The sequence below is a fragment of the Nocardioides sp. GCM10030259 genome, assembly GCF_042666375.1.
Taxonomy (GTDB): Bacteria; Actinomycetota; Actinomycetes; order Propionibacteriales; family Nocardioidaceae; genus Nocardioides.
The window spans coordinates 146428-169467 of sequence record NZ_JBHTDF010000023.1; the positions used below are offsets into that span (position 1 = coordinate 146428).

Sequence of the window (23040 nt, forward strand, 5' to 3'; positions counted from 1 at the left end):
GTGCTCGCTTCGCTCCGCGCGCCGACGAGCCGTAGCGGGCGCTGTCCTGCATGGTTCGCTCGCTGCGCTCGCTCACAGGAGGCCCGCCGCGGTCAGGCCGGCGCGCAGGGCGGTGAGCTCGTCGTCGTCGAGCTCGATCAATGGCTGGCGGACCCGCCGGTTGTCGAGCACGCCGAGCAGCTGGAGGGAGGCCTTGGCGGTCGTGGCGCCGTAGTTGGGCACGCCCATCACCGCCTCGAACGCCGGCAGCAGCCGCTGGTAGGTCTCCAGCGCGCCGGCGTGGTCGCCCGTGAGGAAGGTGTCGATCATCGACGCGATCTCCTTGCCGGCCGCGTGACCGACGACGGAGACCAGGCCGCAGGCGCCGTGCGCCAGGTAGCCGAGCGTGTTGACGTCGTCGCCGGAGTAGACGGCGAAGCCGAGCTGCACGAGCTTCGCCGTACGCGGGATGTCGCCGGTGGCGTCCTTGACGGCGATCACCTGCTCCCAGCCGGCCATCTCCGCATAGGACTCCAGCGCGATCAGGCTGCCGGTGCGGCCCGGGACGTCGTACATCATCACCGGGACCTCGGCGGCGTCGACGACCTGGCGGAAGTGCGCGAGCATGCCGCGCTGGCCGGGCTTGTTGTAGTACGGCGAGACCAGCAGCACGCCGTCGGCGCCGCGTTCGCGGGCCTGGCGGGCGAGGAACGTCGACGTGGACGTGTCGTTGGTGCCGACGCCGGCGACCAGCTTGACCTCGGGGCCGACCGCGTCCCGCACGGCGGCGAGGATCTCGCCGTCCTCCTCCTTGAGGGTGGTCGGCGACTCGCCGGTGGTGCCGGACACGACGAGGCCGTCGTGGCCGTGGGCGACCAGGTGCTTGGCCACCCGCTGCACCCCGTCGAGGTCGACGCTCCCGTCGGCGCCGAAGGGGGTCGCCATCGCGGTGAGCATGCGTCCGAAGGGAGCAGCCGGTGCAGCAGAGGTCATGGGTCTCAGGCTATCGCTCCGGCTCGCTCAATCGAGGTTGGGCATCACGTCGCGAGCCACGAGCCGCAGGTGGTCGAGGTCGGCGAGGTCCAGGAACTGCAGGTAGACCCGCTCGGCACCGGCCTCGGCGTACTCCCTCAGCTTCGCCACCGCCTCCTCCGGAGTGCCGGCGACGCCGTTCTCACGGAGCTCGTCCTTGTCCCGGCCGATCGCCTTCGCGCGCCGCTCCACCTCGGCCTCGTCGGCGCCGACGCAGACCACGAGCGCGTTGGACCACCGCATCGTGGCGGGGTCGCGGTCCTGCGCCTCGCAGGCCTCGCGGACCCGCGCGAACTGCGCCCGGGTGGTCTCCACGTCGACGAAGGGCAGGTTGAACTCGTCGGCGTACCGCGCCGCCAGCTCGGGCGTGCGCTTCTTGCCGACGCCGCCGATGAGCACGGGCGGCTTGGCCTGGGTCGGCTTGGGCAGCCCGGGGCTCTCGGAGACCCGGTAGTGCTCGCCGTCGAAGGCGAACCCGCCCTCGGTGGCCCACAGCCCGGTGATGATCGCGAGCTGCTCCTCGAGCCGGTCGAAACGCTCCGCGGTGGACGGGAAGGGGATGCCGTACGCCGTGTGCTCGGCCTCGAACCAGCCTGCGCCGATCCCGAGCTCGACGCGGCCGCCGCTCATCTGGTCGACGTTCGCGACGCTGATCCCGAGCGGCCCGGGCAGCCGGAAGGTCGCGCTCGTCATCATCGTGCCGAGCCGGATCGTGCTGGTCTCCCGCGCGATGCCGGCCAGCGTGATCCACGCGTCGCTCGGCCCGGGCAGCCCCTCGGTGCCCATGCCGAGGTAGTGGTCGGAGCGGAAGAACGCCCCGAAGCCGAGTGCCTCCGCCTCCTTCGCGACCGCGACCAGGTCGTCGTACGTGGCTCCCTGCTGGGGTTCGGTGAAGACGCGCAGCTCCATGGCCTCAGCCTGTCAGGCCGCGCCAACCGCGGGCGACGCGAGGGTCAGTCGTCGTCGTCGACCAGCCACGCCCTGGCGTCGCTGACGTCGTCGTCGTCGAAGACCCGCACCTTGCCCGGCATCATCCAGCCGAACGCCTTCACGGCGTTCTCGAGCCAGTCGGCGTCGGAGACGATCGCGATGCGCTTCCAGCCGCGCATGTTGCCGGCCCACAGCTTGGTGTCGGCCCACATCGCGCCCGGCGAGTACTGCACGTCGTCGGGGAGGACGTAGAGCAGCCGCACCTCACCCGCCTCGAGCGCCGCCTTGACCGCGGGAACGAGGACCGTCTCGTAGTCCTCGTCCGTGACCTTGCCACTGGCCTCGAACCCGATCGTCCCGGCCGGCATGTCGTCGATGACCTTGATCATGGCTCGACGCTAGGTCGGACGTCGCGGCGCGGGGTCACCCGTTACAGGCGATCGGCGGCGCGCACGAGGAAGACCCGCTCGTAGCCGTCGTGCTGCTCGCGGGCGGTCTCGAGCCACTCCGCGGCGGCGTACGTCGGGTAGAACGCGTCGCCCCGGGGCTCGAGGTCGACCAGCGAGAGCACCTGCTCGTCGGCGTGCGGGAGCGCGGCGGCGTACACCTCTCCCCCGCCGGCGACCATCACCTGCGCCGCGGGCTCGAGGGTGTCGGCGAGGTCGAGCGCCTCCTCGAACGAGTGCGCCACGAGGACGCCGGCGGCCGACCAGGAGGGCGACCGGGTGAGCACGATCGTGGTGCGGCCCGGCAGCGGGCGGCCGATCGTCTCGTACGTCGTGCGTCCCATCACCAGCGTGTGCCCGAGCGTGACCTCCTTGAAGAGGGCCTGCTCGCCGGGCAGCCTCCAGGGGATGTCCGGGCCGTCGCCGATCACCCCGTTGCGGGCGACGGCCGCGACGAGGACGACGAGGCGACCGTTCCTAGACGGCAATGGGCGCCTTGATGCCCGGGTGCGGGTCGTAGCCCTCGACGCTGATGTGCTCGAGGTCGAACGCGTCGAGCTCGGTCACCGACGGGTCGAGCACGAGCGTTGGGAGCGCCCGTGGCGAGCGGGTCAGCTGGAGCCGCGCCTGGTCGAGGTGGTTGGAGTAGAGGTGCGCGTCACCGAGCGTGTGCACGAAGTCGCCGACCTCGAGGCCGGTCACCTGGGCGACCATGTGGGTGAGCAGGGCGTACGACGCGATGTTGAACGGCACGCCGAGGAACACGTCCGCCGAGCGCTGGTAGAGCTGGCACGAGAGCCGGCCGTCGGCGACGTAGAACTGGAAGAGCGCGTGGCAGGGCGCGAGCGCCATGTCGGGGATGTCCGCGACGTTCCAGGCGGAGACGATGTGGCGCCGCGAGTCGGGGTTGTCGCGGATCTGCTGGACGACCTGCGCGATCTGGTCGACGTGGCGGCCGTCGGGCGCCGGCCACGACCGCCACTGGTAGCCGTAGACCGGCCCGAGGTCGCCCTGCTCGTCGGCCCACTCGTCCCAGATCGTGATCCCGCGGTCCTGGAGCCACTTCACGTTGGTGTCGCCGCGCAGGAACCACAGCAGCTCGCCGAAGACCGAGCGCGTGTGGACCTTCTTCGTGGTCACGAGCGGGAAGCCCGCGGTGAGGTCGAAGCGCATCTGGTGGCCGAAGACCGAGCGGGTGCCGGTTCCGGTGCGGTCACCCTTCTCGACGCCCTCGTCGAGGATGCGCTGGAGGAGGTCGAGGTACTGCTGCACGGTCCGACCCTAGTCCTCAGATGTCGACGGATCCGGCAACGGTCGTGCGCGTCTCACCGCCGACCCAGATCTCGCCGTCGACCAGCGAGACGCGCACGCGGCCGGCCCGCTGGAGCACGGTCCCCTGGGCGGCGACGTACGACGTGGGCAGGGTCGTGCCGGCGAGCCACTGCCCGATCCCGGCGTTGAGCGAGCCGGTCACCGGGTCCTCGGGCACGCCGTACTGCGGGCAGAACGCGCGGACCTCGACGTCGGCCGGGCCGCCGGCGGGGTGCGCTCCGACGACGCCGATCTTGAGGTCGCCGAACGCCGCCCAGTCCGGGCGCAGGCCGAGCACGGTGTCGGCGTCGGCGAGCAGCACCCCGACCCAGCCGGGGCCGTTGTCGACCCACCGGCTGTCGACGAGGTCGCCGCGGGTCAGCCGCAGCGCCGTCGCGATGGCGTCGAGGTCCTCCTCGGACACCGCCCCCGAGCGCATCAGCGGCGGCGCCTGGAACGACAGCACGTCGCTCCGGCGGAGGGTGACCAGTCCGGCGCCGCACTCCTGCACGATGGTGTCGCCGGCGGCCGGCGCTCCCCCGGCCTCGAGCCACGCGTGGGCGCTGCCGAGGGTCGGGTGGCCGGCGAACGGCAGCTCGTCGCCCGGCGTGAAGATTCGCAGCCGGTAGTCGGCGCCCGGGTCGGTCGGCGGGAGCAGGAACGTCGTCTCCGAGAGGTTCGTCCAGCGCGCGAACGCCGCCATCTGCTCGTCGGAGACGCCGTCGGCGTCGTGGACCACCGCGACCGGGTTGCCGAGGAGGGGCTCGCTGGAGAAGACGTCGACCTGGCTGAAGCGCATGGCTGGACGCTAGGGCATCGCGTGCGCGAGCAGCGCGTCCCCCGTCCGCAGCTGGATCGGGACGACGTCGCTGCAGCTGCCGCCCATCCGGCAGGTCCGCAGCACCAGCAGCGGCTGCACCGAGCCGTCGAAGCCCGCGTCACCCGCCAGCTCGGCGCGCTGGGCGACCAGGTAGACCACCGTGCCGGTGTCGCCGAAGGTCGCGTCGACCGCGACCTCGTCAGGGCCCAGGCCGGAGCGGAGCGACCGCCCGGAGCCCACGTCGTACAGGAGCGGCGTGAACGTGCCCGTCGGGTCGTCCGTGTCGGGGTCGGCGGTCAGGACGTGGGTGCCGCCGGCCGAGAGCTGCGCACCGATCCCCGGCAGCACCTGGCGGGTGCTGGACACGAACGGCTGGAGGAAGTCGATCGAGTTGCCGCGCTGGTAGACCCGGATCGCACCCTCGATGTCGATCAGGCCGTCGCGGAGGTCGCGGGCGATCAGCTCGGAGCGCGGCGCCCAGGAGTACGTCGTGCCGCCCGCGCTGTAGTAGACCCGGCCCTGGTCCAGCGCGATCGGCACGACCTCCGACGGCGTCTCCTCCGGGGGCGTGTGCACCAACCCGCTGTCGACGTCGTAGACGATCAGCCCCGGACCGCTACCGCCCGCCACGCCCTCGGTCTCGACCCAGCTGACCCAGCCCTCGTCCCGCGACCCGATCAGCGGCGAGGTCGTCTCCTTGTGACCGAGCACCCGGCGCTCCCCGTCGGCGCTGACGAACGCCACCACGCCGTCGACGCCGCCGTAGACGGCGCCGCCCGCGAGCTCGACGAGGTCGGTCAGCTGCGGGAGCTCGACGGTCACCAGGTCCAGGTGCAGCACGCCGTTGGCGTACCACGCGACGCCGACGGGGTTGACCGCGAGCGTGACCCGGGTCGGCTCCTCGGGCTCGGGTCGGCTGCCCCACCAGACGAGCCCGCCGATCACGACCGCGGCCGCCGCCACCCCGGCCACGATGCGGGTGCGGCGACGCCGGCGCAGGTCGCGCGCCCTGTCGAGCACGGCCTCGTACGACGGCACGAGGAGCTCGATCGACCCGGCGGCGATCCGGAACAGCTCGTCGACACCGGGCGGCGGCCGCCGGTCGTCGTGGAGCACCAGCGCCCGGGCCTCGGTCAGGTCGAGAGTGCGCAGCCCCTGGTTGACCCGGCTGGCGACCACGTCGGGCTCGACGTCGAGCACCTCGGCGATGCGCCTCTCGTCGAGGCCGGCCACGTGGAGCAGCGCCAGCACCTCGCGATGCTCCGGTTGCACCGGCTCGAGGGCGGCCTCGAGCGCGCGGCGTACCTCCACCTCGAACGGCGGGTCGTCGTCCCGATCGGCGTCGGGCACCTTCGCTGGACCGTTCGGCGAGCGGCGGCGGTGCGCGGCGATCCGGGCCGCCCGGTGCACCTCGCTGTGCACGTGGACGTCGACGTCGTCGGCGCGCCGTACCTGGTCCCAGGCGAGCGCACAGCGGGCGAGCCCGTCCAGCACGACGGCCTCGGCCTCGGCGCGTGGGCACCCGGCCAGCACCCTGACCCGGACCAGCAAGGGCCACCGGGCCGCCAGGTAGGCGGCGAAGTCGGCGTCGTCCCCGCGCATGGCGCCATCATGACGCCATTCGGGCGGTTGCGGGGGCGCTCGTCAGGCGTGCAGCGACATCGGTCCGTAGACCTGGCGGTCGTGCTCGAACAGCGTCACCGCGTCGACGCCCTCGGCCGCGAGGTCGGCCCAGATCTCGCCGACCCAGGACTCGGCGTCCGCCTGGCTCGAGAAGCGCTGTCCTGAGAGCTCGCCCTCGACGGCGACCTCCTCGCCGGCGGAGCTCTCGAGGCGCCACCACCAGGGCCGTTCGGCCGGGTTCGGCGAGCGGAACGTGGGCGGGTGCTCGGGCAGGTTCACGGATCAATCCTCCCGCACCGACGGGTCGAGGAACGGTGGCTTCACGATCTGGAAGATCTCGCGCCGGCCGCGGATGTCGACGCCGACCTCGGCGTCGGGCGCGACCGACGCCGAGACGAGCGCGAGGCCGATGCCCTTGCGCAGGGTCGGCGAGAACGTGCCGGACGTGACCTCGCCGACGGGCACGTCGGCGGTCAGGCTGACCGACATGTGGGGGCGCGGGATGCCGCGGCCGGTGGCGACGATGCCCCGGAGCACGCGCTTCGGGCCGGCCTCGCGCTCCGCGGTCAGCACGTCGCGGCCCCAGAACGCGTCCTTCTTCCAGCCGACCGCCCAGCCGACGCGGCCCTGGTTGGGCGTGACGTCGAGGGAGATGTCCTGGCCGTGGAGCGGGTAGCCCATCTCGGTGCGCAGCGTGTCGCGGGCGCCGAGGCCGCACGGCGCGATGCCGTGCTGCTCCCCAGCCGTCATGAGCGCGTCCCAGAGTGCGCCGGCCACGGAGTTGGGCGCGATCAGCTCGTAGCCGCGCTCGCCGGTGTAGCCGGTGCGGCAGACGACGACGTCCGCGCCCCCGAAGGAGGCGACCGCGAACGCCATGTAGTCGTGGCCGACGGGGAACCCGGCGCCGGTCAGCACCTCGTCGGACCTCGTTCCCTGCACCGCGAGCACGACGTGGTCGCGGTGCTCGTCGGTGACGCTCACGCCGTCCGGCGCGGCCGCCGCGAGCCGGCGCACGACCTCCGCCGTGTTGGCGGCGTTGGGCACGAGCAGCACGCGCTCCTCGTCGTACAGGTAGGCGATGAGGTCGTCGACGATGCCGCCGGTCCCGTCGTCGCAGCACAGCGTGTACTGCGCCTGGCCCGGCCCGATCCGCCGCAGGTCGTTGGTGAGCGTGGCGTTGACGAAGTCGGCCGCGCCCGGTCCGGCGACCACCGCCTTGCCGAGGTGGCTGACGTCGAAGATGCCGACGGACTCGCGGACCGCGGTGTGCTCCTTGACGACCCCGGTGGGGTACTCCAGCGGCATCGACCAGCCGCCGAACTCCGCGAACTTCGCGCCCAGCGCCTCGTGCCGGTCGTGGAGAGGTGAGCGCAGGAGGTCGGCCATGTCCCGGAACCTACCTCAGCCACCGGCGACTATCCTGCCCCGGTGACGACGTACAGCTTGCGCAGCGCCAACCCCGCCAAGACCCGGTGCGAGGCGGTGGTCGTCGGTGTCGTGCAGGGCTCCAAGGGCCCCGAGCTCGCCGACGGCGCGGCCGAGGTGGGCAAGGCCTACGGGCGCAAGCTCCGCCCGCTCCTCTCGACTCTCGGCGTGACCGGCAAGGCCGGGGAGGCCGTGAAGGTCCCGACCTCCGGCACCCTCGCGACGCCCCTGCTGCTGCTGGTCGGCCTCGGCAAGAAGGTCGACGCCGGCGCCGTACGCCGGGCCGCCGGCGTCGCCGCCCGCTCGGTCGGCAACGCGACGTCGGTCGGCGTTGCGCTCCCCGCCGGCTCGGCGGAGCTGGTCCGCGCCGTGACCGAGGGCCACGTGCTGGGCGGCTACACGTTCACCGCCTACAAGAAGCAGGACCCGAAGAGCTCCGCACCGGGTGAGGTCGTTGTGCTCAGCGAGGTCGCGCGTCGCAAGGAGCTCGTCAAGGCCTTCGAGGACGCCCAGGTCGTCGCCCGCGCCGTCGCCGTGACCCGCGACTGGGTCAACACGCCGCCCGGCGACCTGACCCCACCGGCCTTCGCCGACGCCGTGGCCGAGGCGACGAAGGAGCTGACGAAGGGCCGCGGCGCCCCGAAGATCGCGATCAAGGTCCACGACGAGCAGGCGCTGGTCGAGATGGGGTGCGGCGGCATCCTCGGCGTGGGCAGCGGCTCCGCGGCGCCGCCGCGGCTCGTCGAGCTCAGCTACTCGCCGCGCGGCGCCAAGCACCACCTGGCGCTGGTGGGCAAGGGCATCACGTTCGACTCCGGCGGCCTGACGATCAAGCCGGCGCAGAGCATGGGCGAGATGAAGTCGGACATGGCCGGCGCGGCCGCCGTCGTGCAGGCGACGTACGCGATCGCCACGCTCGGCCTGCCGATCAAGGTCAGCACGTTCGTGCCGATGGCGGAGAACATGCTGTCCGGCAGCGCGATGCGGCCCGGCGACGTGCTCACGCAGTACGGCGGCACCACCGTCGAGATCCAGAACACCGACGCCGAGGGCCGGCTGATCCTCGCGGACGCGCTCGTGCGCGCCACCGAGCAGAAGCCCGACGTGCTGCTCGACGTCGCCACGCTGACCGGCCACATGGTCGTCGCGCTCGGCGACCGGGTCGCCGGGGTGATGGGCTCGTCCGACATCGTCGACGACGTGCTCGCGGCCGCCGCGACCGCCGGCGAGGAGATGTGGCCGATGCCGATCCCCGAGGCGATGGACGAGCGCATCCACGGCAGCAAGATCGCCGACCTGGCCCAGCACGACTGGATCCGCTGGGGCGGCGGCCTGTACGCCGCGGCGTTCCTGCGCGAGTTCACCGGCGGCCTGCCGTGGGCGCACCTCGACATCGCCGGCCCGTCGTTCAACTCCGGCGGCGCCTGGGGTCACGTGACCAGCGGCGGCACCGGCGTCGCCGTGAGCACCCTCGTCGACTTCGCACGGACGCTCGCCGCCTCGAAGTAGTAGCGCCCCGACCGAGGGAGGCTCGCGCTGTTACAGGTCTCCCTGGAGCTTCCTGCGGCGGTTGTAGTCGCGCATCCGCTGCGGGATGCCGACGACCGCGGCGTCGTACGACGGGATCTGCTGCTTGTTGCAGAAGTCGTGCGCCCACTTCGCCGACGGCACCCGGCGGCGCGTCCACTCGCCGTCGTGGGCGACGAGGAGGAGGGTCACGTCGCTGACCGCCGTCCGGGGCTCGACGAAGCCCTCGACGCCGCGCCGCTCGACGACCCAGGTGAAGAGGTGCCCGACGTCCATCGAGTCCGAAGCCCGCACGCGGGTCGAGCCGGTGCGCGCGGCGTCCCGCGCCGGGGCGTTCATGCGCACCTTCGTGCCCCGGCGGAAGCGGTCCATCCATGACATGGCGTCCAGTGTGCCAAGACTCTCCACGCGGCGCTGAGAATCCGCGCCGGATGTGACCGCCCGGTAGCAGGAGGGCGGTGTGGACCGGCGGGTCGGAAGTGCAAAGATGGGGCCCGTGGCCGAACCCGACTTCGACGTACTCATCCTCGGTGCCGGCTCGGGTGGCTACGCCTGTGCCCTCCGTGCCGCCCAGCTCGGTCTGACCGTCGGGCTCGTCGAGAAGGGCAACCTCGGCGGCACCTGTCTCCACGTCGGGTGCATCCCGACGAAGGCGCTGCTGCACGCGGCCGAGGTCGCCGACCAGACCCGCGAGTCCGAGCAGTTCGGCATCCGCGCGACCCTCGACGGCGTCGACATGGCGGGCGTCAACGCCTACAAGGACGGCGTCGTCTCGCGCCTCTTCAAGGGCCTCACCGGCCTGATCAAGGGCCGCGGCATCACGGTGATCGAGGGCGCGGGCCGGCTGACCGGCCCGAAGGAGGTCACGGTCGACGGGAAGGCCTGGTCCGGCCGGCACGTCGTGCTGGCGTCCGGCTCCTACTCCCGCAGCCTGCCCGGCCTCGAGGTCGACGGCGAGCGGGTCATCACCTCCGAGCAGGCGCTGCGGCTCGACCGGGTGCCGGCCTCGGTGGTCGTGCTCGGCGGCGGCGTGATCGGCTGCGAGTTCGCGAGCGTGTGGCGTAGCTTCGGGGCCGAGGTCACGATCGTCGAGGCACTCCCCCGGCTGCTCGCCGTGGAGGACGAGGCGTCCTCGAAGGCGCTCGAGCGCGCGTTCCGCAAGCGCAAGATCGCGTTCCGCACCGGCACGCCCTTCCAGAGCGTGAAGCACACCGACACCGGCGTCGCCGTCACCGTCGAGGGCGGCGACGTCATCGAGGCCGAGGTGCTGCTCGTGGCCGTCGGCCGCGGCCCGGTCACCGAGGGGCTCGGCTACGACGAGCAGGGCGTCACGATGGACCGCGGCTTCGTGCTCGCGGACGAGCGGTGCCGCACCAACCTCGACGGCGTGTACGCCGTCGGCGACATCGTGCCGGGCCTCCAGCTCGCGCACCGCGGCTTCCAGCAGGGCATCCTCGTCGCGGAGGACATCGCCGGGCTCGACCCGCAGCCGATCGACGAGGACGGCATCCCGCGGGTCACCTACTCCCACCCCGAGGTCGCGTCCGTCGGCCTGGACGAGGCGAAGGCGGCCGCGACGTACGGCGCCGACGGCATCGAGACCATCACCTACGACCTCGGCGGCAACGGCAAGAGCCAGATCCTCAAGACCCAGGGCTTCGTGAAGCTGGTCCGCCGCAAGGACGGCCCGGTCGTGGGCGTCCACCTGGTCGGTGACCGCGTCGGCGAGCTCATCGGCGAGGCCCAGCTGATCTACAACTGGGAGGCGTACGCCGACGACGTCGCCCCGCTCGTGCACGCCCACCCGACCCAGAACGAAGCGCTCGGCGAGGCCCACCTCGCGCTGGCGGGCAAGCCGCTGCACGCACACGCCTGATACACCAGAACAAGACTCAGAACTCGAAGCGAAGGAAGTCCATGGCCACCGAAGTCAACCTCCCGGCACTCGGCGAGTCCGTCACCGAAGGCACCGTCACCCGCTGGCTCAAGCAGGTCGGCGACACGGTGGCGGTCGACGAGCCGCTGCTCGAGGTCTCGACCGACAAGGTCGACACCGAGATCCCGTCCCCGGTGGCCGGCACACTCCTCGAGATCAAGGCCGACGAGGACGACACGGTCGAGGTCGGCGCGGTGCTCGCGATCATCGGTGACGAGGGCGAGTCGTCCGGCTCGTCCGAGCAGGCCGCCGAGCCCGAGCAGGACTCCCAGCCGGAGCCCGAGCCCGAGCAGGAGAAGGCCGAGGAGCCCGCGGCTGCAGAGGAGCCCGCTCCCGCCGCCGAGGAGGCCGAGAAGCCCGCGGCCGAGGCGAAGCCGGCCGGCGGCTCCGGCGGCGGTACGGCGATCACGCTGCCCGCCCTCGGCGAGTCGGTGAGCGAGGGCACGGTCACCCGCTGGCTGAAGTCGGTCGGCGACGAGGTGGCGGTCGACGAGCCGCTGCTCGAGGTCTCGACCGACAAGGTCGACACCGAGATCCCCTCCCCGGTGGCCGGCACGCTGCTCGAGATCAAGGTCCAGGAGGACGAGACCGTCGAGGTCGGCGCCGAGCTGGCCGTGGTGGGCGACGCCTCCGCCGCTCCTGCCCAGCAGGAGGAGAAGGTCGAGGAGAAGCAGCCCGAGCCGGAGCCCGAGCCCGAGCCCGAGCCTGCGCCCGCTCCTCCGGCCGAGGAGAAGAAGCCCGAGCCCGCACGTCAGCCCGAGCCGGCCCGCGAGGAGCCGAAGCACGAGCTGCCCAAGCCGGCGGCGCGCGAGACGAGCGAGGACGCCGACGGTCCGGGCTACGTGACCCCGCTGGTCCGCAAGCTCGCCGCACAGCACGGCGTCGACCTGGCGACGGTGCGCGGCACCGGCGTCGGCGGTCGCATCCGCAAGCAGGACGTGCTCGACGCCCGCGCCGCCGCGCAGGCAGCCCCGGCCGCCGCGCCTGCTGCTGCCGCCCCGGCTGCGGCGGCGCCCGCCGCGGCCGCGCCGGTCCCGGTGACCCCGTCGCCGCTGCGGGGCAAGACGGAGAAGGTCTCGCGCCTGCGCAAGATCATCGCCCAGCGGATGCGCGAGTCGCTGCAGACCTCCGCGCAGCTCACCCAGGTGGTCGAGGTCGACGTCACCAACATCGCCCGGCTGCGCGAGGCCCGGAAGGCCGACTTCCTGGCCCGCGAGGGCGCGAAGCTGACCTACCTGCCGTTCTTCGCCAAGGCGGCGATCGACGCGCTCAAGCAGCACCCCGCGCTCAACGCCACGATCGACATGGAGGCCGGCGAGGTCACCTACTTCGACCGCGAGCACGTCGCGTTCGCCGTCGACACCGAGAAGGGCCTGCTCACCCCGGTCGTCAAGGACGCCGGCGACCTCTCCGTGGCCGGCCTGGCCAAGAAGATCGCGGACGTCGCCGAGCGCACCCGCACCAACAAGATCGGCCCCGACGAGCTGTCCGGCGGCACCTTCACGATCACCAACCTGGGCAGCTTCGGGGCGCTCTTCGACACCCCGATCATCAACAAGCCCCAGGTGGCGATCCTCGGCCCCGGCGCCGTCGTGAAGCGCCCGGTCGTCATCGACGACCCGAACCTCGGCGAGACCATCGCCGTGCGCTACATGGTCTACCTCGCCCTGACCTACGACCACCAGCTGGTCGACGGCGCCGACGCCGGCCGCTTCCTGCGAGAGGTCAAGCAGCGCCTCGAGGCCGGCCAGTTCGAGGTCTGAGAGCCGACTCAGCCGAAAGTGCGGTGGCCCGGATCAACCTGGTTGATCCGGGCCACCGCACTTTGCGCACCGGACGAGATCGCCGGGCCATCCCAGCCGCTGCATGACGCGAGCGACCTGAGCGGCGGTGTGGCAACCACGCCGGAAGACCTGCCCGTACCCGAGCCTCAACGTGGTGCCGTCCCGCGTCACCGTCCGGTCGAGATCCCGATCGAGGTCGTGGTCGCGCTGCTCGACCGACCCGTGGAACATGACGCCGTCGAGCTCCACGACCAGCCCGAGGTCGCCGTACTCGACGTCCTGGAGGATCCGACGGCCGCTCATCACCCGCTCGGCCTGACGTCGTCCCAGCGGAAGCCCGTGCGGTCTCTCGACCCGCGTCAGGTAGCCGTGCTCCAACACCGAGCAGGTTCCCTCCCGGATGTCGGAGAGCACGCCGCGCAGGAAGTCGCGGCCGGCGATCCACCGCCGCTCGGCCATCGTCGTCAGCAGACGGTCCGCGGTGGTACGCCGGACGCCACAGGCGTCGGCGAGCACGGCGACGGCTGCGAGTTCGTCCCGGGCAGCAGCCGCCAGGTCCAGCACGGTGTGCTCGTAACGCACCCGAGGCGGCCCCAGGTTCCAGTGCACACGGGCCTCGAGGTCGGACATCCGGTGCACGACGACTCCGTCGGGCGCTTCGACGTGCCGGTCGCGGTCGACCGCGACGTGCACCGGTCCACGTTCGGATCCCGGCCGTCCCGGCCCGTCGTACGCCCGCTTGGCCGATGCTCCGCACAGCGCCGCCGGCGCGCACGACAGGACGGCCGCCCAACTCCGCTGGTGCCAGGTGAGCGGGCCCGTGTGGTCGACGTACACACCGCGATGGACGATGACCCACTCGCGGCGGCGGAGCGCCCGGGCCACCTGGATCGGAGTCATGCCGACCTCGAGCGCTTGCCGGCGCGCGGTGACACCAGCCTGGTCGCGCAGCAGTCGGGCGAGGTCGTCCACGCGGACAGCGTTCCCGGCGCGCGCCCCGGACGCGACTGGCGGCCGGAGTCCTGTGGACAGCCGTGACAGGCTGAGTCCATGAGCGGACGCACGGTCGTGATCGCGGGCGCCTCGGGCTTCCTCGGCACCCACCTCTCGGCGGAGCTGGTACGCCGCGGCCATGCGGTCGTCGCGCTGACGCGGCGGCCGACCTCGGCGCCCGACGAGTCGAGCTGGGACCCGTACGCCGGCGTCGTCGACCGGGAGCTGATCGAGTCGGCCGACGTCGTCGTGAACCTGGCCGGGTCGCCGACGTTCGGCAACCCGCACTCCGGGCGCTGGGCCCGCAACCTGCGCGAGAGCCGGGTGACCACCACCCAGGTGCTCGCGCGGGCGATCGCCGACAGCGAGCGGCGGCCGGCGTTCCTCGCCGGCAACGCGGTCGGCTGGTACGGCGACCACGGCGACGACCCGGTCACGGAGGCGTCCGAGAGCCGGGGCGAGTCGTTCATGACCACCGTCTGCCGGGACTGGCAGGACGCCGCGGCGCGGGCCGTCGACGCCGGGGCGCGGGTGTGCTTCCTGCGCACCGCGCCGGTGATCGACCGCGACGCAGCCCCACTCAAGCAGCTGCGGCTGGCGACGCTCGCCGGGCTCGGCGCCCGGGTCGGCAACGGCCGCCAGCAGATGCCGATGGTGACCCTGCGGGACTGGACGGGCGGGGTCGCGCACCTCGTCGAGGACGACGACGTCAGCGGCCCGGTCAACCTCTGCGCGCCGCAGACGCCCACCAACGCCGAGTTCACCGACGCGCTCGCCCGCGCGCTCAGCCGTCGCGCGTTCCTCTTCGCGCCGGGCTTCGCCGTCCGGATCGGGGCCGGCCGGCTCTCCCCCGAGGTGCTCGGCTCGATCGACCTCCGGCCGACCGTGCTCGAGGACGCCGGCTACTCCTTCCGCGACCGCACCGTCCACGAGGTCGTCCGAACCGGTCTCCTCGCCCACCGCGTAGGCTCGGGCTCGTGAGGTTCGAGGACGCCGGTCTCGTCGACTACCTGGCCGCGTGGGAGCTCCAGCGCGGCGTCCACCAGCGGGTCGCCGACGGGGAGCAGCCCGACACGGTCCTGCTCCTGGAGCACCCACCGGTGTTCACGGCGGGCAAGCGCACGGAGCCCCACGAGCGGCCGCTCGACCCGGGCGGCGCGCCGGTCATCGACGTCGACCGCGGCGGCAAGATCACGTTCCACGGACCCGGCCAGCTGGTCGGCTACCCCATCGTCACGCTGCCCGACCACGTCAAGGTCGTCGACTACGTGCGCCGGGTCGAGGAGGCCCTGATCCACGCATGCGCCGACCTCGGCGTCACCACCGCCCGGGTGCCCGGCCGCAGCGGCGTGTGGCTGCGCGCCGACGAGCACGGCCCCGAGCGCAAGATCGCGGCCCTCGGCATCCGGGTCAGCCGCGGCGTGACCATGCACGGCTTCGCGATCAACTGCGACGTCGACCTCGGCTGGTACGACCGGTTCGTCCCGTGCGGCATCGCCGACGCCGGCGTCACGTCGCTCAGCCGCGAGCTCGGCCGCGACGTCACGGTCGCCGAGGTGACGCCGTACGTCGAGCGCCACCTGCGCCGCTACCTGGCCTGGCAGCCGTACGACGCGACGCCCGACTACGAGCCCCGCCCCGACCCCGCGCGGCAACCGCGGATCGAGCTGCTGACGCCCTAGCCTCTGGCCGGTGACCGACGGCCCCCACAGCTACGTCATCGAGACCTCCGGCCTGCGCAAGGAGTTCAGCTCCCGTCGCGGCGTACGGGTCGCCGTGCAGGACCTCGACCTGGCCGTCCCCGCGGGCGGCGTGCACGGGTTCCTCGGACCCAACGGCTCCGGCAAGACCACCACGATCCGGATGCTGCTGGGGCTCGCGCACGCGACCGCCGGCACGATGCGGCTCTTCGGCGAGCCGGTGCCGCAGCGGCTGCCGGCCGTCGTCGACCGGGTCGGTGCCGTGGTCGAGAGCCCGAAGTTCTCCCCCAACTTCACCGGGCGGCAGAACCTCCTGCTGCTGGCCCGCTCCATCGGCGCCCCCGACACCCGCGTCGACGCCGCCGTCGAGACCGTCGGCCTGACCGGCCGCGACCGGGACCGCTACCGGTCCTACTCGCTCGGCATGAAGCAGCGGCTCGCGATCGCGGCCACACTGCTCAAGGAGCCCGACCTGCTGATCCTCGACGAGCCGACCAACGGCCTCGACCCGGCCGGCATCCGGGAGATCCGGGAGACGATCCGCGGGCTCGGCGAGTCGGGCGTGACCGTGCTGCTCAGCTCGCACATCCTCGCCGAGGTCCAGCAGGTCTGCACCTCCGCCACGATCATCGGGCAGGGCCGGATGCTCGCCTCCGGCAAGGTCGACGAGCTGGTCGGGGCGAGCACGGCGTACCGCGTCGACGCCCCCGACCACGACGCCGCCAGCCGGGTGCTGCGCGACGCGGGCTTCACCGTCGCCGACGGCCTCGTGGTCGAGACCGACCGGCCGGCCGACGTCACCCGCGCGCTCGGCGGCGCGGGCATCTGGCTGAGCGAGCTGACGCCCGTACGTCGCGACCTCGAGGCGGTCTTCCTCGAGCTCACCGCCGGCACCGAGCTGGGAGGCTCGCGATGATCCGCCTCGCCCTGGTCGAGCTCACCCGGCTGCGCTGGCGGCGCGCGGTCATCACACTGCTGGTGATCGCGATCGTCGTGCCCGCCGTGATCGGCGTCGTCCGCGCGTGGTCCACCCGCCCGATGTCCGAGTCGCAGTTCGCGCAGATCAAGGAGGACGCCGCCGACTCGATCGCCGAGTGCGTCGAGCATCCGCGCCAGTGGGGCATCCGCGCGAAGGACCCCGAGCGCATCCGGGCCGTCTGCACGCAGAACACGGTCGGCTGGCAGCTCCAGCGCCAACCGCTCAGCCTCGCCAGTGAGCGCAACGGAGGCTCCGGCGTGGGCGTCGTGGCCGTGCTCACCGCGTTGCTGATGCTCGCCGGGACCACGTTCGTCGGCCACGACTGGAACAGCGGCTCGATGAGCAACCAGCTGCTGTTCGAGCCGCGGCGCCGCCGCCTCTGGACGGCGAAGGCGCTCGCGGTCACCGGCGTCGCGTTCGCCCTCGCGGCCGTCGTGAGCACGGCGTACTGGCTGGCGCTGTGGGCGACGATGCAGGCCCGGGACCTGACCGTGCTCGACGGCTCGCTCGCCGACTCGCTGTTCTACGGTCTGCGCGGCGCCGGGTTCGCCGCGGCGGCGGGGCTGGGCGGCTACGCGCTCACCATGCTCTTCCGCAGCACCGTGGCCACGATCGGCGTCCTCTTCGGCGTCTCCGTGGCCGGCGGCATCGTGATCGCGGTCCTGGGGATCGGCGACCAGTGGCAGCCGCAGAAGAACGTGGCGGCCATCGTGAAGGACGGGACGACCTACTACGTCGACGTGCCGGACTCGTGCTACGTCGGGCAGCAGGAGGCGCCCGCCGACGACTCCGAGTGCGACCCCGAGCGCGACCTCACGATCGGGCACGGGCTCGGCTACTACGGCACCGCCCTGGCGGTCACCGTCGGCGCGTCGGTGCTCTCGTTCCACCGCCGCGACGTGCCTTAGGGGCCGCCGCGCCTCCCGCGTACAGTTGGTCAACGTGACGCAGGTTGCCCCAGAAGGACGCAAGCTGCTCCGGCTCGAGGTGCGCAACGCGGAGACCCCGATCGAGCGCAAGCCGGAGTGGATCAAGACCCGAGCCAAGATGGGCCCGGAGTACAAGCATCTCCAGAACCTCGTGAAGGCCGAGGGTCTGCACACGGTCTGTCAGGAGGCCGGCTGTCCCAACATCTTCGAGTGCTGGGAGGACCGGGAGGCGACGTTCCTCATCGGCGGCGACCAGTGCACGCGACGCTGCGACTTCTGCCAGATCGACACCGGCAAGCCGCAGCCGCTCGACCGTGACGAGCCGCGCCGGGTCGCCGAGTCCGTCCAGACGATGGGCCTGCGCTACGCGACCATCACCGGCGTCGCGCGCGATGACCTCGAGGACGGCGGCGCCTGGTTGTACGCCGAGACCGTCCGCGCGATCCACGGGCTCAACCCCGACACCGGCGTCGAGAACCTGATTCCCGACTTCAACGGCAAGCCCGACCTGCTGCGCGAGGTCTTCGAGTCCCGGCCCGAGGTGCTCGCCCACAACGTCGAGACCGTGCCGCGGATCTTCAAGCGGATCCGGCCGGCGTTCCGCTACGAGCGCTCGCTCGACGTGCTCACCCAGGCGCGCGAGTTCGGCCTGGTCACCAAGTCCAACCTGATCCTCGGCATGGGCGAGACCCGCGAGGAGGTCTCGCAGGCGCTGCAGGACCTGTACGACGCCGGCTGCGAGCTCGTCACGATCACGCAGTACCTGCGCCCGTCGGTGCGGCACCACCCGGTCGAGCGCTGGGTCAAGCCCGAGGAGTTCGTGGAGCTCAAGGACGAGGCCGACCAGATCGGCTTCGCCGGCGTGCTCTCCGGACCGCTCGTCCGTTCGTCGTACCGCGCCGGACGGCTGTACCGTCAGGCGATGGACGCCCGCACGGGCGCCGCCACCGCCTGACCACCCAAGAATCCGACACCGCAGAACGAGGCACACCACACGATGGCGAAGGACCCGAAGCCGGTCGACCCGGACAAGATGAGCCGGCGCAAGCAGTTCGTCGAGACCTACCGGATGGCGCGGAAGTCCGACCCGCGTCTGGGCCTGTGGATCCTGGGCTCGCTCCTGCTCGGCGTCGCGGTAGGCGTCGCGGTCTTCGGGCTGCTGCTGCCGACCGACGGCTACCTCGGCATCGTCATCACCGTCGTCGGCTCGCTGCTGCTCGGCACGCTGCTGGCGATGATCGTCTTCGGCCGGCGCGCGCAGAAGGCGGCGTACGCCCAGATGGAGGGCCAGCCCGGAGCCGCGGCCGCCGCGCTGCGGATGCTGCGCGGACGGTCCTGGAAGACCGAGCCGGCCATCGGCTTCACCCGGCAGCAGGACGTCGTGCACCGCGTCGTCGGCCCTCCGGGGATCGTGCTCGTCGGCGAGGGCAACGCGTCCCGGCTGCGCCAGCTCATGGCCAGCGAGCGCCGCAAGCACGAGCGGGTCGCTTCCGACGTGCCGATCCACGAGGTCATCTGCGGCAACGGCGAGGGCGAGGTCCCGCTGCCGAAGCTCGCGCGCCACGTGCAGAAGCTCGGCCGCCAGGTGAAGCCCGCCGAGATGACCGACGTGCTCTACCGGCTCAAGGCGCTCGACGCCACGCGGTCCAACATCCCGCTGCCCAAGGGCCCGATGCCGACCAGCATGAAGGGCATGCGCTCGCAGATGCGCGGGCGCTGAGCGGGGACGCGCCAGCGGACCCGCTGATGGTGGTCGAGCAAGCCGCGCGGCTGAGGCACGAAGCCGCGACCGGCGTGTCGAGACCCGTCAGCTCGACGTACCCCGCGACATCCCGCCCATCAGATCCTCCATGCTCGGCATGTCGGTGACCTGGTCGGCGGGCGGGGCCTCGATCGAGACGTCCTTGCCCCAGTCGTCCACGGACATCTCCATGTCCATGGACTTGCCCATGATCGGGATCTCCATCTTCATCTCGGAGAAGCGGTCCTGGTCGTCGAGCCACAGGTCGTAGGTGACCGACTCGGGCATGGCCTCCTTGGCCGCGTCCGGCAGGTCCGTGCCGATGTTGCCCATGGCGGCCTGCATGTCGATCGTGAGCACGTAGTGGTCCAGCTCGCGGCCGTCGACGTCCTCGGTGCCCTCGAAGGTGACGGTGTCGATGCCGTCCTTCATGGCCTCCAGCCCGCTGATCGGGTCGGACTGCTCGAGCAGCTTGTCCATGCCCATCTGCCCCCACGGGCTGTTGGGGTCGGACGGGTCGATCTTCCAGTACTTGTCACCGCTCATCGCCTCGGACCGCATGTAGATGACCCCGTCGACCATCGTCATGTCCATGTCCCCCGCTCCGGAGACCTCCATCGACATCTCCATCGCGGGCGGGGTCGAGGTGTAGTCGATGTCCCCCTCGGCCTCCGTCGCCACCTGGTCGCCCATGGAGACGGTCATCTCCATGTGGGCGGTCGTGGACTCCTCGAGCCCGGCCGCCACGGTGTCCACGAACTCGTCGGGAGCGATCTCCTCGCCCTCCGACAGGTCGGCGAGGACCGCCGAGCCGGCGGCGCTGCCGCTCGAGTCGCTCCCGGAGTCGCTGGAGTCGTCGCCGCAGGCGGCGACGCCGGTGAGCAGCAGCGGCGCGAGCGCCGCGGCGGCGAGGGTACGTCGGGCGGTGTTCGAGACGGTCACGGCGTTGCCTTTCGTGGTGCGGGTCGTGGGTCCAGCATCTCCCCCGGCTCCAAGCGGCGGAAACCCGCGGGCTATCCCGCGGGACGGCTCGCCGCGACCTGGAGGGTCACGGTCGCCGTACCGGCCGCGAGGTCGTGCAGGCCGCGGCGGTCGGGCTTGAAGACGAGCGGCGGGATCACGAGGGCGACGAGGACCGCCCGGGCCAGCGAGCGGAGCGGGTCGATGCGGGCGCCACCGTCGACGCGGACGGTGCGCAGGCGGGTGAGCATCTTGCCGAAGGATCCGCCGACCGTGGTGGTCAGCACCGCCGACTCCGCGACGAAGACCAGCAGCGTCCAGAACGACCCCGTGCCGCCCGTCGTACCGAAGACCGGCGTGAAGAGGCTCACCGCCGCGACGCAGGCGAACCAGTCGACCAGGAGCGCGATCACGCGACGCCCCCAGGACGCGGTCTCGTAGGGCAGGACGTCGGGCGCTGGCACGGGCGTCAGCGTAGGCCGCTCGGGACGCCGACCGCCCACCGGGCATCTGTTACATGCCGGAAACAAACCAGATACGGTCGAGAAACTGCCCGTGCATACGTTGCGGACATCCCGCCCGTGGCAGCGTCGCTGCGGTCGTCGTACAAGCACCACGCCGGCTGCCCATCCGTGCAGCCAAGGAGGACGAATGTTCCAGAACAGCGACGAGCTGCTCAAGTTCATCAAGGACGAGGGCGTCGAGATGGTCGACGTGCGCTTCGTCGACCTGCCCGGTATCGAGCAGCACTTCACCGTCCCGGTGTCGTCGTTCGACGCGTCCGTCTTCGAGGACGGCCTGGCCTTCGACGGATCGTCGATCCGCGGCTTCCAGGCGATCAACGAGTCCGACATGGCGCTGTTCCCGGACCCGTCCACGGCGTACGTCGACCCGTTCCGGACCGCGAAGACGCTGAACCTGAGCTTCTTCATCCACGACCCGATCACCGGTGAGGCCTACTCCCGCGACCCGCGCAACATCGCGCGCAAGGCGCTGGCCTACCTGACGACCACGGGCATCGCCGACACGGCGTTCTTCGCCCCCGAGGCGGAGTTCTACATCTTCGACAACGTCCGCTACTCCACCTCCGCCAACGAGGGCTTCTACCACATCGACTCCGTCGAGGGCTGGTGGAACTCGGGCAAGGAGGGCGACAACCGCGGCTACAAGACGCGCTTCAAGGGCGGCTACTTCCCGGTCGCGCCGTACGACCACTACGGCGACCTGCGCGACGAGATGGTGAAGAACCTCGAGGCCTGCGGCCTCCTCGTCGAGCGGTCCCACCACGAGGTCGGCACCGCAGGCCAGGCGGAGATCAACTACCGCTTCGACACGCTGCTCAAGGCCGCCGACGACGTGATGAAGTTCAAGTACCTCATCAAGAACACGGCGTGGGAGAACGGCAAGTCCGTCACGTTCATGCCGAAGCCGATCTTCGGCGACAACGGCTCGGGCATGCACGTCCACCAGTCGCTCTGGAAGGACGGCGACCCGCTGTTCTACGACGAGACCGGGTACGGCGGCCTCTCCGACCTCGCCCGCTGGTACATCGGCGGCATCCTCAAGCACGCCCCGGCGCTGCTGGCGTTCACCAACCCGACGGTGAACTCCTACCACCGCCTGGTGCCCGGCTTCGAGGCCCCGATCTCGCTCGTCTACTCGTCGCGCAACCGCTCCGCGTCGGTCCGCATCCCGATCACCGGGTCGAACCCGAAGGCGAAGCGCATCGAGACCCGCTTCCCCGACCCGTCGGCGAACCCCTACCTCGCGTTCTCCGCGCTGATGCTCGCCGGTGTCGACGGCATCAAGAACAAGATCGAGCCCGCCGCCCCGATCGACAAGGACATCTACGAGCTCCCGCCGGACGAGATGGCCGAGATCGACCAGGTCCCGACGTCGCTCGGCGCCGTCCTCGACGCGCTCGAGGCCGACCACGACTTCCTCACCGTCGGCAACGTCTTCACGCCCGACCTGATCGAGACGTGGATCGACTACAAGCGCACCCACGAGATCGCCCCCGTGCAGCTGCGTCCGCACCCGCACGAGTTCGAGCTCTACTACGACATCTAGGTCGTGAGCTGATGCCGATGGCCCCGGGGACACCCCGGGGCCATCGTCATTTGGTCGATCACAGGCCCTCGGCGATGTCCTTGATCGCCTCGAGGCGCTGCTCCCAGGCAGTGCCGATGTCCTCGAGTCGATGCGCGGTGGCGCTCAGCGTGCCGCCGAGGACCCGGTAGCGGATCTCACGACCGACGCGGTGATGGGTGACGAGCCCGACCTCCTGCAGGACGCCCAGGTGCCTGGCGATGGCCTGTCGACTGATGGGGAGGCGGTCGGCGAGGGCGGAGGCGGACGCGTCGCCCTCACCGAGGATCTGGAGGATGGCCCAGCGGCTCTCGTCTCCCAGGGCTGCGAACACGGGCACGAGCGTGTCGGTCATCGGTCGGGCCCTTCGAGGAGCGCCACGAGCTTGTCGAGCTCGCCGTCCCAGCCCTGGCGATGCTCCTCGAGCTGGACCCCCGGGTCGAGGGCCGCCTCGAAGCCGGACTCCTCCACTGTCAGTTCGGTTCCCCCGGCCGCCGGCACGAGTGTGAAGGTGAAGACGGTGGACGTCGCCTCGTCGAGCTCTCGGTGTGGTTCGGAGCCGTTGCACCACCGGTAGGTGATGGTGCGGGGCGGGTCGATCGCCTCGATCCGGATCGGCACCGGCGGCTGATCGGGCCAGGCGATGCTGCCGGCCGAACCCACCGTGCTGCCGGTCAGGGTGAGCCGCCCGAACCAGCGGGAGACGTGCTCGGGCTCGGTGATCGCCGCCCAGACCTTGTCGGGTGACGCCGCGATGGAGATGGTGCGTCGCACCGTGAAGGTGCCGTGGTCGGCGATGGCTGGGGGGTTGACGGTCATGTCTTCTGCGTCCCTTCT

At 71.8% G+C, this 23040-nt stretch carries 25 protein-coding genes; 10 read left to right on the forward strand and 15 right to left on the reverse strand.

What is annotated here, in order from left to right; genetic code table 11:
- Window positions 1–72: 72 nt before the first annotated feature.
- The 9 genes from dapA to gcvT are packed head-to-tail and all read right to left on the reverse strand — an operon-like array spanning window position 73 to window position 7527.
- Window positions 73–972 (reverse strand): 4-hydroxy-tetrahydrodipicolinate synthase, encoded by a 900-nt coding sequence (dapA, locus tag ACFQQI_RS18920; protein WP_378567120.1) that lies wholly within the window; start codon window positions 970–972, stop codon window positions 73–75.
- 27 nt (window positions 973–999) lie between these two features.
- Entirely contained in the window at window positions 1000–1920 is a 921-nt protein-coding gene (locus ACFQQI_RS18925) for an LLM class F420-dependent oxidoreductase (RefSeq protein ID WP_378567123.1), read from the reverse strand.
- 44 nt (window positions 1921–1964) lie between these two features.
- Complete coding sequence (locus ACFQQI_RS18930) at window positions 1965–2330, reverse strand: STAS/SEC14 domain-containing protein (RefSeq protein WP_378567126.1); 366 nt, start codon at window positions 2328–2330, stop codon at window positions 1965–1967.
- 41 nt (window positions 2331–2371) lie between these two features.
- Complete coding sequence (locus ACFQQI_RS18935; RefSeq protein ID WP_378567129.1) at window positions 2372–2875, reverse strand: dihydrofolate reductase; 504 nt, start codon at window positions 2873–2875, stop codon at window positions 2372–2374.
- Window positions 2865–3659 carry a thymidylate synthase gene (locus ACFQQI_RS18940; protein WP_378567132.1) on the reverse strand — a complete coding sequence of 265 codons (795 nt, stop codon included), beginning with the start codon at window positions 3657–3659 and terminating at the stop codon, window positions 2865–2867. Before ACFQQI_RS18940 ends, ACFQQI_RS18935 begins: the two co-directional genes overlap by 11 nt.
- Before the next feature lie 16 nt (window positions 3660–3675).
- Window positions 3676–4497, reverse strand: coding sequence for a PhzF family phenazine biosynthesis protein (locus tag ACFQQI_RS18945; protein WP_378567135.1), 822 nt, complete (start codon window positions 4495–4497; stop codon window positions 3676–3678).
- Between the two features lie 9 nt (window positions 4498–4506).
- Window positions 4507–6120: a hypothetical protein gene (locus ACFQQI_RS18950; RefSeq protein ID WP_378567138.1), complete on the reverse strand. Its 1614-nt coding sequence runs from the start codon at window positions 6118–6120 to the stop codon at window positions 4507–4509.
- 42 nt (window positions 6121–6162) lie between these two features.
- The gene (locus tag ACFQQI_RS18955; protein WP_378567140.1) at window positions 6163–6420 is read right to left on the reverse strand and encodes a hypothetical protein; all 258 of its coding nucleotides are present in this window, start codon (window positions 6418–6420) and stop codon (window positions 6163–6165) included.
- A gap of 3 nt (window positions 6421–6423) precedes the next feature.
- Window positions 6424–7527 carry a glycine cleavage system aminomethyltransferase GcvT gene (gcvT, locus tag ACFQQI_RS18960; RefSeq protein WP_378567143.1) on the reverse strand — a complete coding sequence of 368 codons (1104 nt, stop codon included), beginning with the start codon at window positions 7525–7527 and terminating at the stop codon, window positions 6424–6426.
- 42 nt (window positions 7528–7569) lie between these two features.
- Here gcvT and ACFQQI_RS18965 point away from each other — a divergent pair, with 42 nt between their 5' ends.
- The gene (locus tag ACFQQI_RS18965; RefSeq protein WP_378567146.1) at window positions 7570–9075 is read left to right on the forward strand and encodes a leucyl aminopeptidase; all 1506 of its coding nucleotides are present in this window, start codon (window positions 7570–7572) and stop codon (window positions 9073–9075) included.
- A gap of 30 nt (window positions 9076–9105) precedes the next feature.
- Here the strand turns inward: ACFQQI_RS18965 and ACFQQI_RS18970 are convergent, their stop codons facing one another.
- Window positions 9106–9474, reverse strand: a complete 369-nt coding sequence (locus ACFQQI_RS18970) for a hypothetical protein (protein ID WP_378567149.1) — start codon at window positions 9472–9474, stop codon at window positions 9106–9108.
- 115 nt (window positions 9475–9589) lie between these two features.
- Between ACFQQI_RS18970 and lpdA the strand changes: the two genes are divergently transcribed.
- Both lpdA and sucB read left to right on the forward strand, forming a co-directional pair.
- Window positions 9590–10969 (forward strand): dihydrolipoyl dehydrogenase, encoded by a 1380-nt coding sequence (gene lpdA / locus ACFQQI_RS18975; protein WP_378567152.1) that lies wholly within the window; start codon window positions 9590–9592, stop codon window positions 10967–10969.
- Window positions 10970–11010: 41 nt separating this feature from the next.
- Window positions 11011–12792 carry a 2-oxoglutarate dehydrogenase, E2 component, dihydrolipoamide succinyltransferase gene (gene sucB, locus ACFQQI_RS18980; RefSeq protein ID WP_378567155.1) on the forward strand — a complete coding sequence of 594 codons (1782 nt, stop codon included), beginning with the start codon at window positions 11011–11013 and terminating at the stop codon, window positions 12790–12792.
- 33 nt (window positions 12793–12825) lie between these two features.
- Here sucB and ACFQQI_RS18985 read toward each other — a convergent pair whose 3' ends face one another.
- The gene (locus tag ACFQQI_RS18985) at window positions 12826–13785 is read right to left on the reverse strand and encodes a type IV toxin-antitoxin system AbiEi family antitoxin domain-containing protein (protein ID WP_378567158.1); all 960 of its coding nucleotides are present in this window, start codon (window positions 13783–13785) and stop codon (window positions 12826–12828) included.
- Window positions 13786–13863: 78 nt separating this feature from the next.
- On the opposite strand from ACFQQI_RS18985, the gene ACFQQI_RS18990 reads away from it, so the two are divergent.
- The 6 genes from ACFQQI_RS18990 to ACFQQI_RS19015 are packed head-to-tail and all read left to right on the forward strand — an operon-like array spanning window position 13864 to window position 19134.
- Window positions 13864–14787 (forward strand): TIGR01777 family oxidoreductase, encoded by a 924-nt coding sequence (locus ACFQQI_RS18990; RefSeq protein ID WP_378567160.1) that lies wholly within the window; start codon window positions 13864–13866, stop codon window positions 14785–14787.
- Window positions 14784–15488, forward strand: a complete 705-nt coding sequence (lipB, locus tag ACFQQI_RS18995) for a lipoyl(octanoyl) transferase LipB (protein WP_378567163.1) — start codon at window positions 14784–14786, stop codon at window positions 15486–15488. The genes ACFQQI_RS18990 and lipB overlap by 4 nt, the downstream gene beginning before the upstream one ends.
- A 10-nt stretch (window positions 15489–15498) precedes the next feature.
- The gene (locus ACFQQI_RS19000) at window positions 15499–16422 is read left to right on the forward strand and encodes an ATP-binding cassette domain-containing protein (RefSeq protein WP_378567166.1); all 924 of its coding nucleotides are present in this window, start codon (window positions 15499–15501) and stop codon (window positions 16420–16422) included.
- Complete coding sequence (locus ACFQQI_RS19005; protein ID WP_378567169.1) at window positions 16419–17393, forward strand: hypothetical protein; 975 nt, start codon at window positions 16419–16421, stop codon at window positions 17391–17393. Before ACFQQI_RS19000 ends, ACFQQI_RS19005 begins: the two co-directional genes overlap by 4 nt.
- Window positions 17394–17427: 34 nt before the next feature.
- Window positions 17428–18369 (forward strand): lipoyl synthase, encoded by a 942-nt coding sequence (gene lipA / locus ACFQQI_RS19010; RefSeq protein WP_378567172.1) that lies wholly within the window; start codon window positions 17428–17430, stop codon window positions 18367–18369.
- Between the two features lie 42 nt (window positions 18370–18411).
- Window positions 18412–19134: a DUF4191 domain-containing protein gene (locus ACFQQI_RS19015; RefSeq protein ID WP_378567174.1), complete on the forward strand. Its 723-nt coding sequence runs from the start codon at window positions 18412–18414 to the stop codon at window positions 19132–19134.
- Window positions 19135–19221: 87 nt separating this feature from the next.
- On the opposite strand, the gene ACFQQI_RS19020 is transcribed toward ACFQQI_RS19015, so the two are convergent.
- Entirely contained in the window at window positions 19222–20097 is an 876-nt protein-coding gene (locus ACFQQI_RS19020; protein ID WP_378567177.1) for an LppX_LprAFG lipoprotein, read from the reverse strand.
- A gap of 71 nt (window positions 20098–20168) precedes the next feature.
- On the reverse strand, window positions 20169–20579 hold the full coding sequence (locus tag ACFQQI_RS19025) for an RDD family protein (RefSeq protein WP_378567180.1): 411 nt from the start codon (window positions 20577–20579) through the stop codon (window positions 20169–20171).
- Between the two features lie 187 nt (window positions 20580–20766).
- On the opposite strand from ACFQQI_RS19025, the gene glnA reads away from it, so the two are divergent.
- Window positions 20767–22185: a type I glutamate--ammonia ligase gene (gene glnA, locus ACFQQI_RS19030; protein WP_378567183.1), complete on the forward strand. Its 1419-nt coding sequence runs from the start codon at window positions 20767–20769 to the stop codon at window positions 22183–22185.
- Window positions 22186–22243: 58 nt separating this feature from the next.
- Here the strand turns inward: glnA and ACFQQI_RS19035 are convergent, their stop codons facing one another.
- Both ACFQQI_RS19035 and ACFQQI_RS19040 read right to left on the reverse strand, forming a co-directional pair.
- Entirely contained in the window at window positions 22244–22558 is a 315-nt protein-coding gene (locus ACFQQI_RS19035; protein ID WP_378567186.1) for an ArsR/SmtB family transcription factor, read from the reverse strand.
- Window positions 22555–23022, reverse strand: coding sequence for an SRPBCC domain-containing protein (locus ACFQQI_RS19040; RefSeq protein ID WP_378567189.1), 468 nt, complete (start codon window positions 23020–23022; stop codon window positions 22555–22557). Before ACFQQI_RS19040 ends, ACFQQI_RS19035 begins: the two co-directional genes overlap by 4 nt.
- Between the last annotated feature and the right edge of the window lie 18 nt (window positions 23023–23040).

Excerpts from the sequence above, each read along its gene's own strand:
- dapA (WP_378567120.1), bottom strand. The coding sequence starts at position 972 with ATGACCTCTGCTGCACCGGCTGCTCCCTTCGGACGCATGCTCACCGCG.
- ACFQQI_RS18925 (WP_378567123.1), bottom strand. The coding sequence starts at position 1,920 with ATGGAGCTGCGCGTCTTCACCGAACCCCAGCAGGGAGCCACGTACGAC.
- ACFQQI_RS18930 (WP_378567126.1), bottom strand. The coding sequence starts at position 2,330 with ATGATCAAGGTCATCGACGACATGCCGGCCGGGACGATCGGGTTCGAG.
- ACFQQI_RS18945 (WP_378567135.1), bottom strand. The coding sequence starts at position 4,497 with ATGCGCTTCAGCCAGGTCGACGTCTTCTCCAGCGAGCCCCTCCTCGGC.
- ACFQQI_RS18950 (WP_378567138.1), bottom strand. The coding sequence starts at position 6,120 with ATGCGCGGGGACGACGCCGACTTCGCCGCCTACCTGGCGGCCCGGTGG.
- gcvT (WP_378567143.1), bottom strand. The coding sequence starts at position 7,527 with ATGGCCGACCTCCTGCGCTCACCTCTCCACGACCGGCACGAGGCGCTG.
- ACFQQI_RS18970 (WP_378567149.1), bottom strand. The coding sequence starts at position 9,474 with ATGTCATGGATGGACCGCTTCCGCCGGGGCACGAAGGTGCGCATGAAC.
- sucB (WP_378567155.1), top strand. The coding sequence starts at position 11,011 with ATGGCCACCGAAGTCAACCTCCCGGCACTCGGCGAGTCCGTCACCGAA.
- ACFQQI_RS18990 (WP_378567160.1), top strand. The coding sequence starts at position 13,864 with ATGAGCGGACGCACGGTCGTGATCGCGGGCGCCTCGGGCTTCCTCGGC.
- ACFQQI_RS19005 (WP_378567169.1), top strand. The coding sequence starts at position 16,419 with ATGATCCGCCTCGCCCTGGTCGAGCTCACCCGGCTGCGCTGGCGGCGC.
- ACFQQI_RS19015 (WP_378567174.1), top strand. The coding sequence starts at position 18,412 with ATGGCGAAGGACCCGAAGCCGGTCGACCCGGACAAGATGAGCCGGCGC.
- glnA (WP_378567183.1), top strand. The coding sequence starts at position 20,767 with ATGTTCCAGAACAGCGACGAGCTGCTCAAGTTCATCAAGGACGAGGGC.
- ACFQQI_RS19035 (WP_378567186.1), bottom strand. The coding sequence starts at position 22,558 with ATGACCGACACGCTCGTGCCCGTGTTCGCAGCCCTGGGAGACGAGAGC.
- ACFQQI_RS19040 (WP_378567189.1), bottom strand. The coding sequence starts at position 23,022 with ATGACCGTCAACCCCCCAGCCATCGCCGACCACGGCACCTTCACGGTG.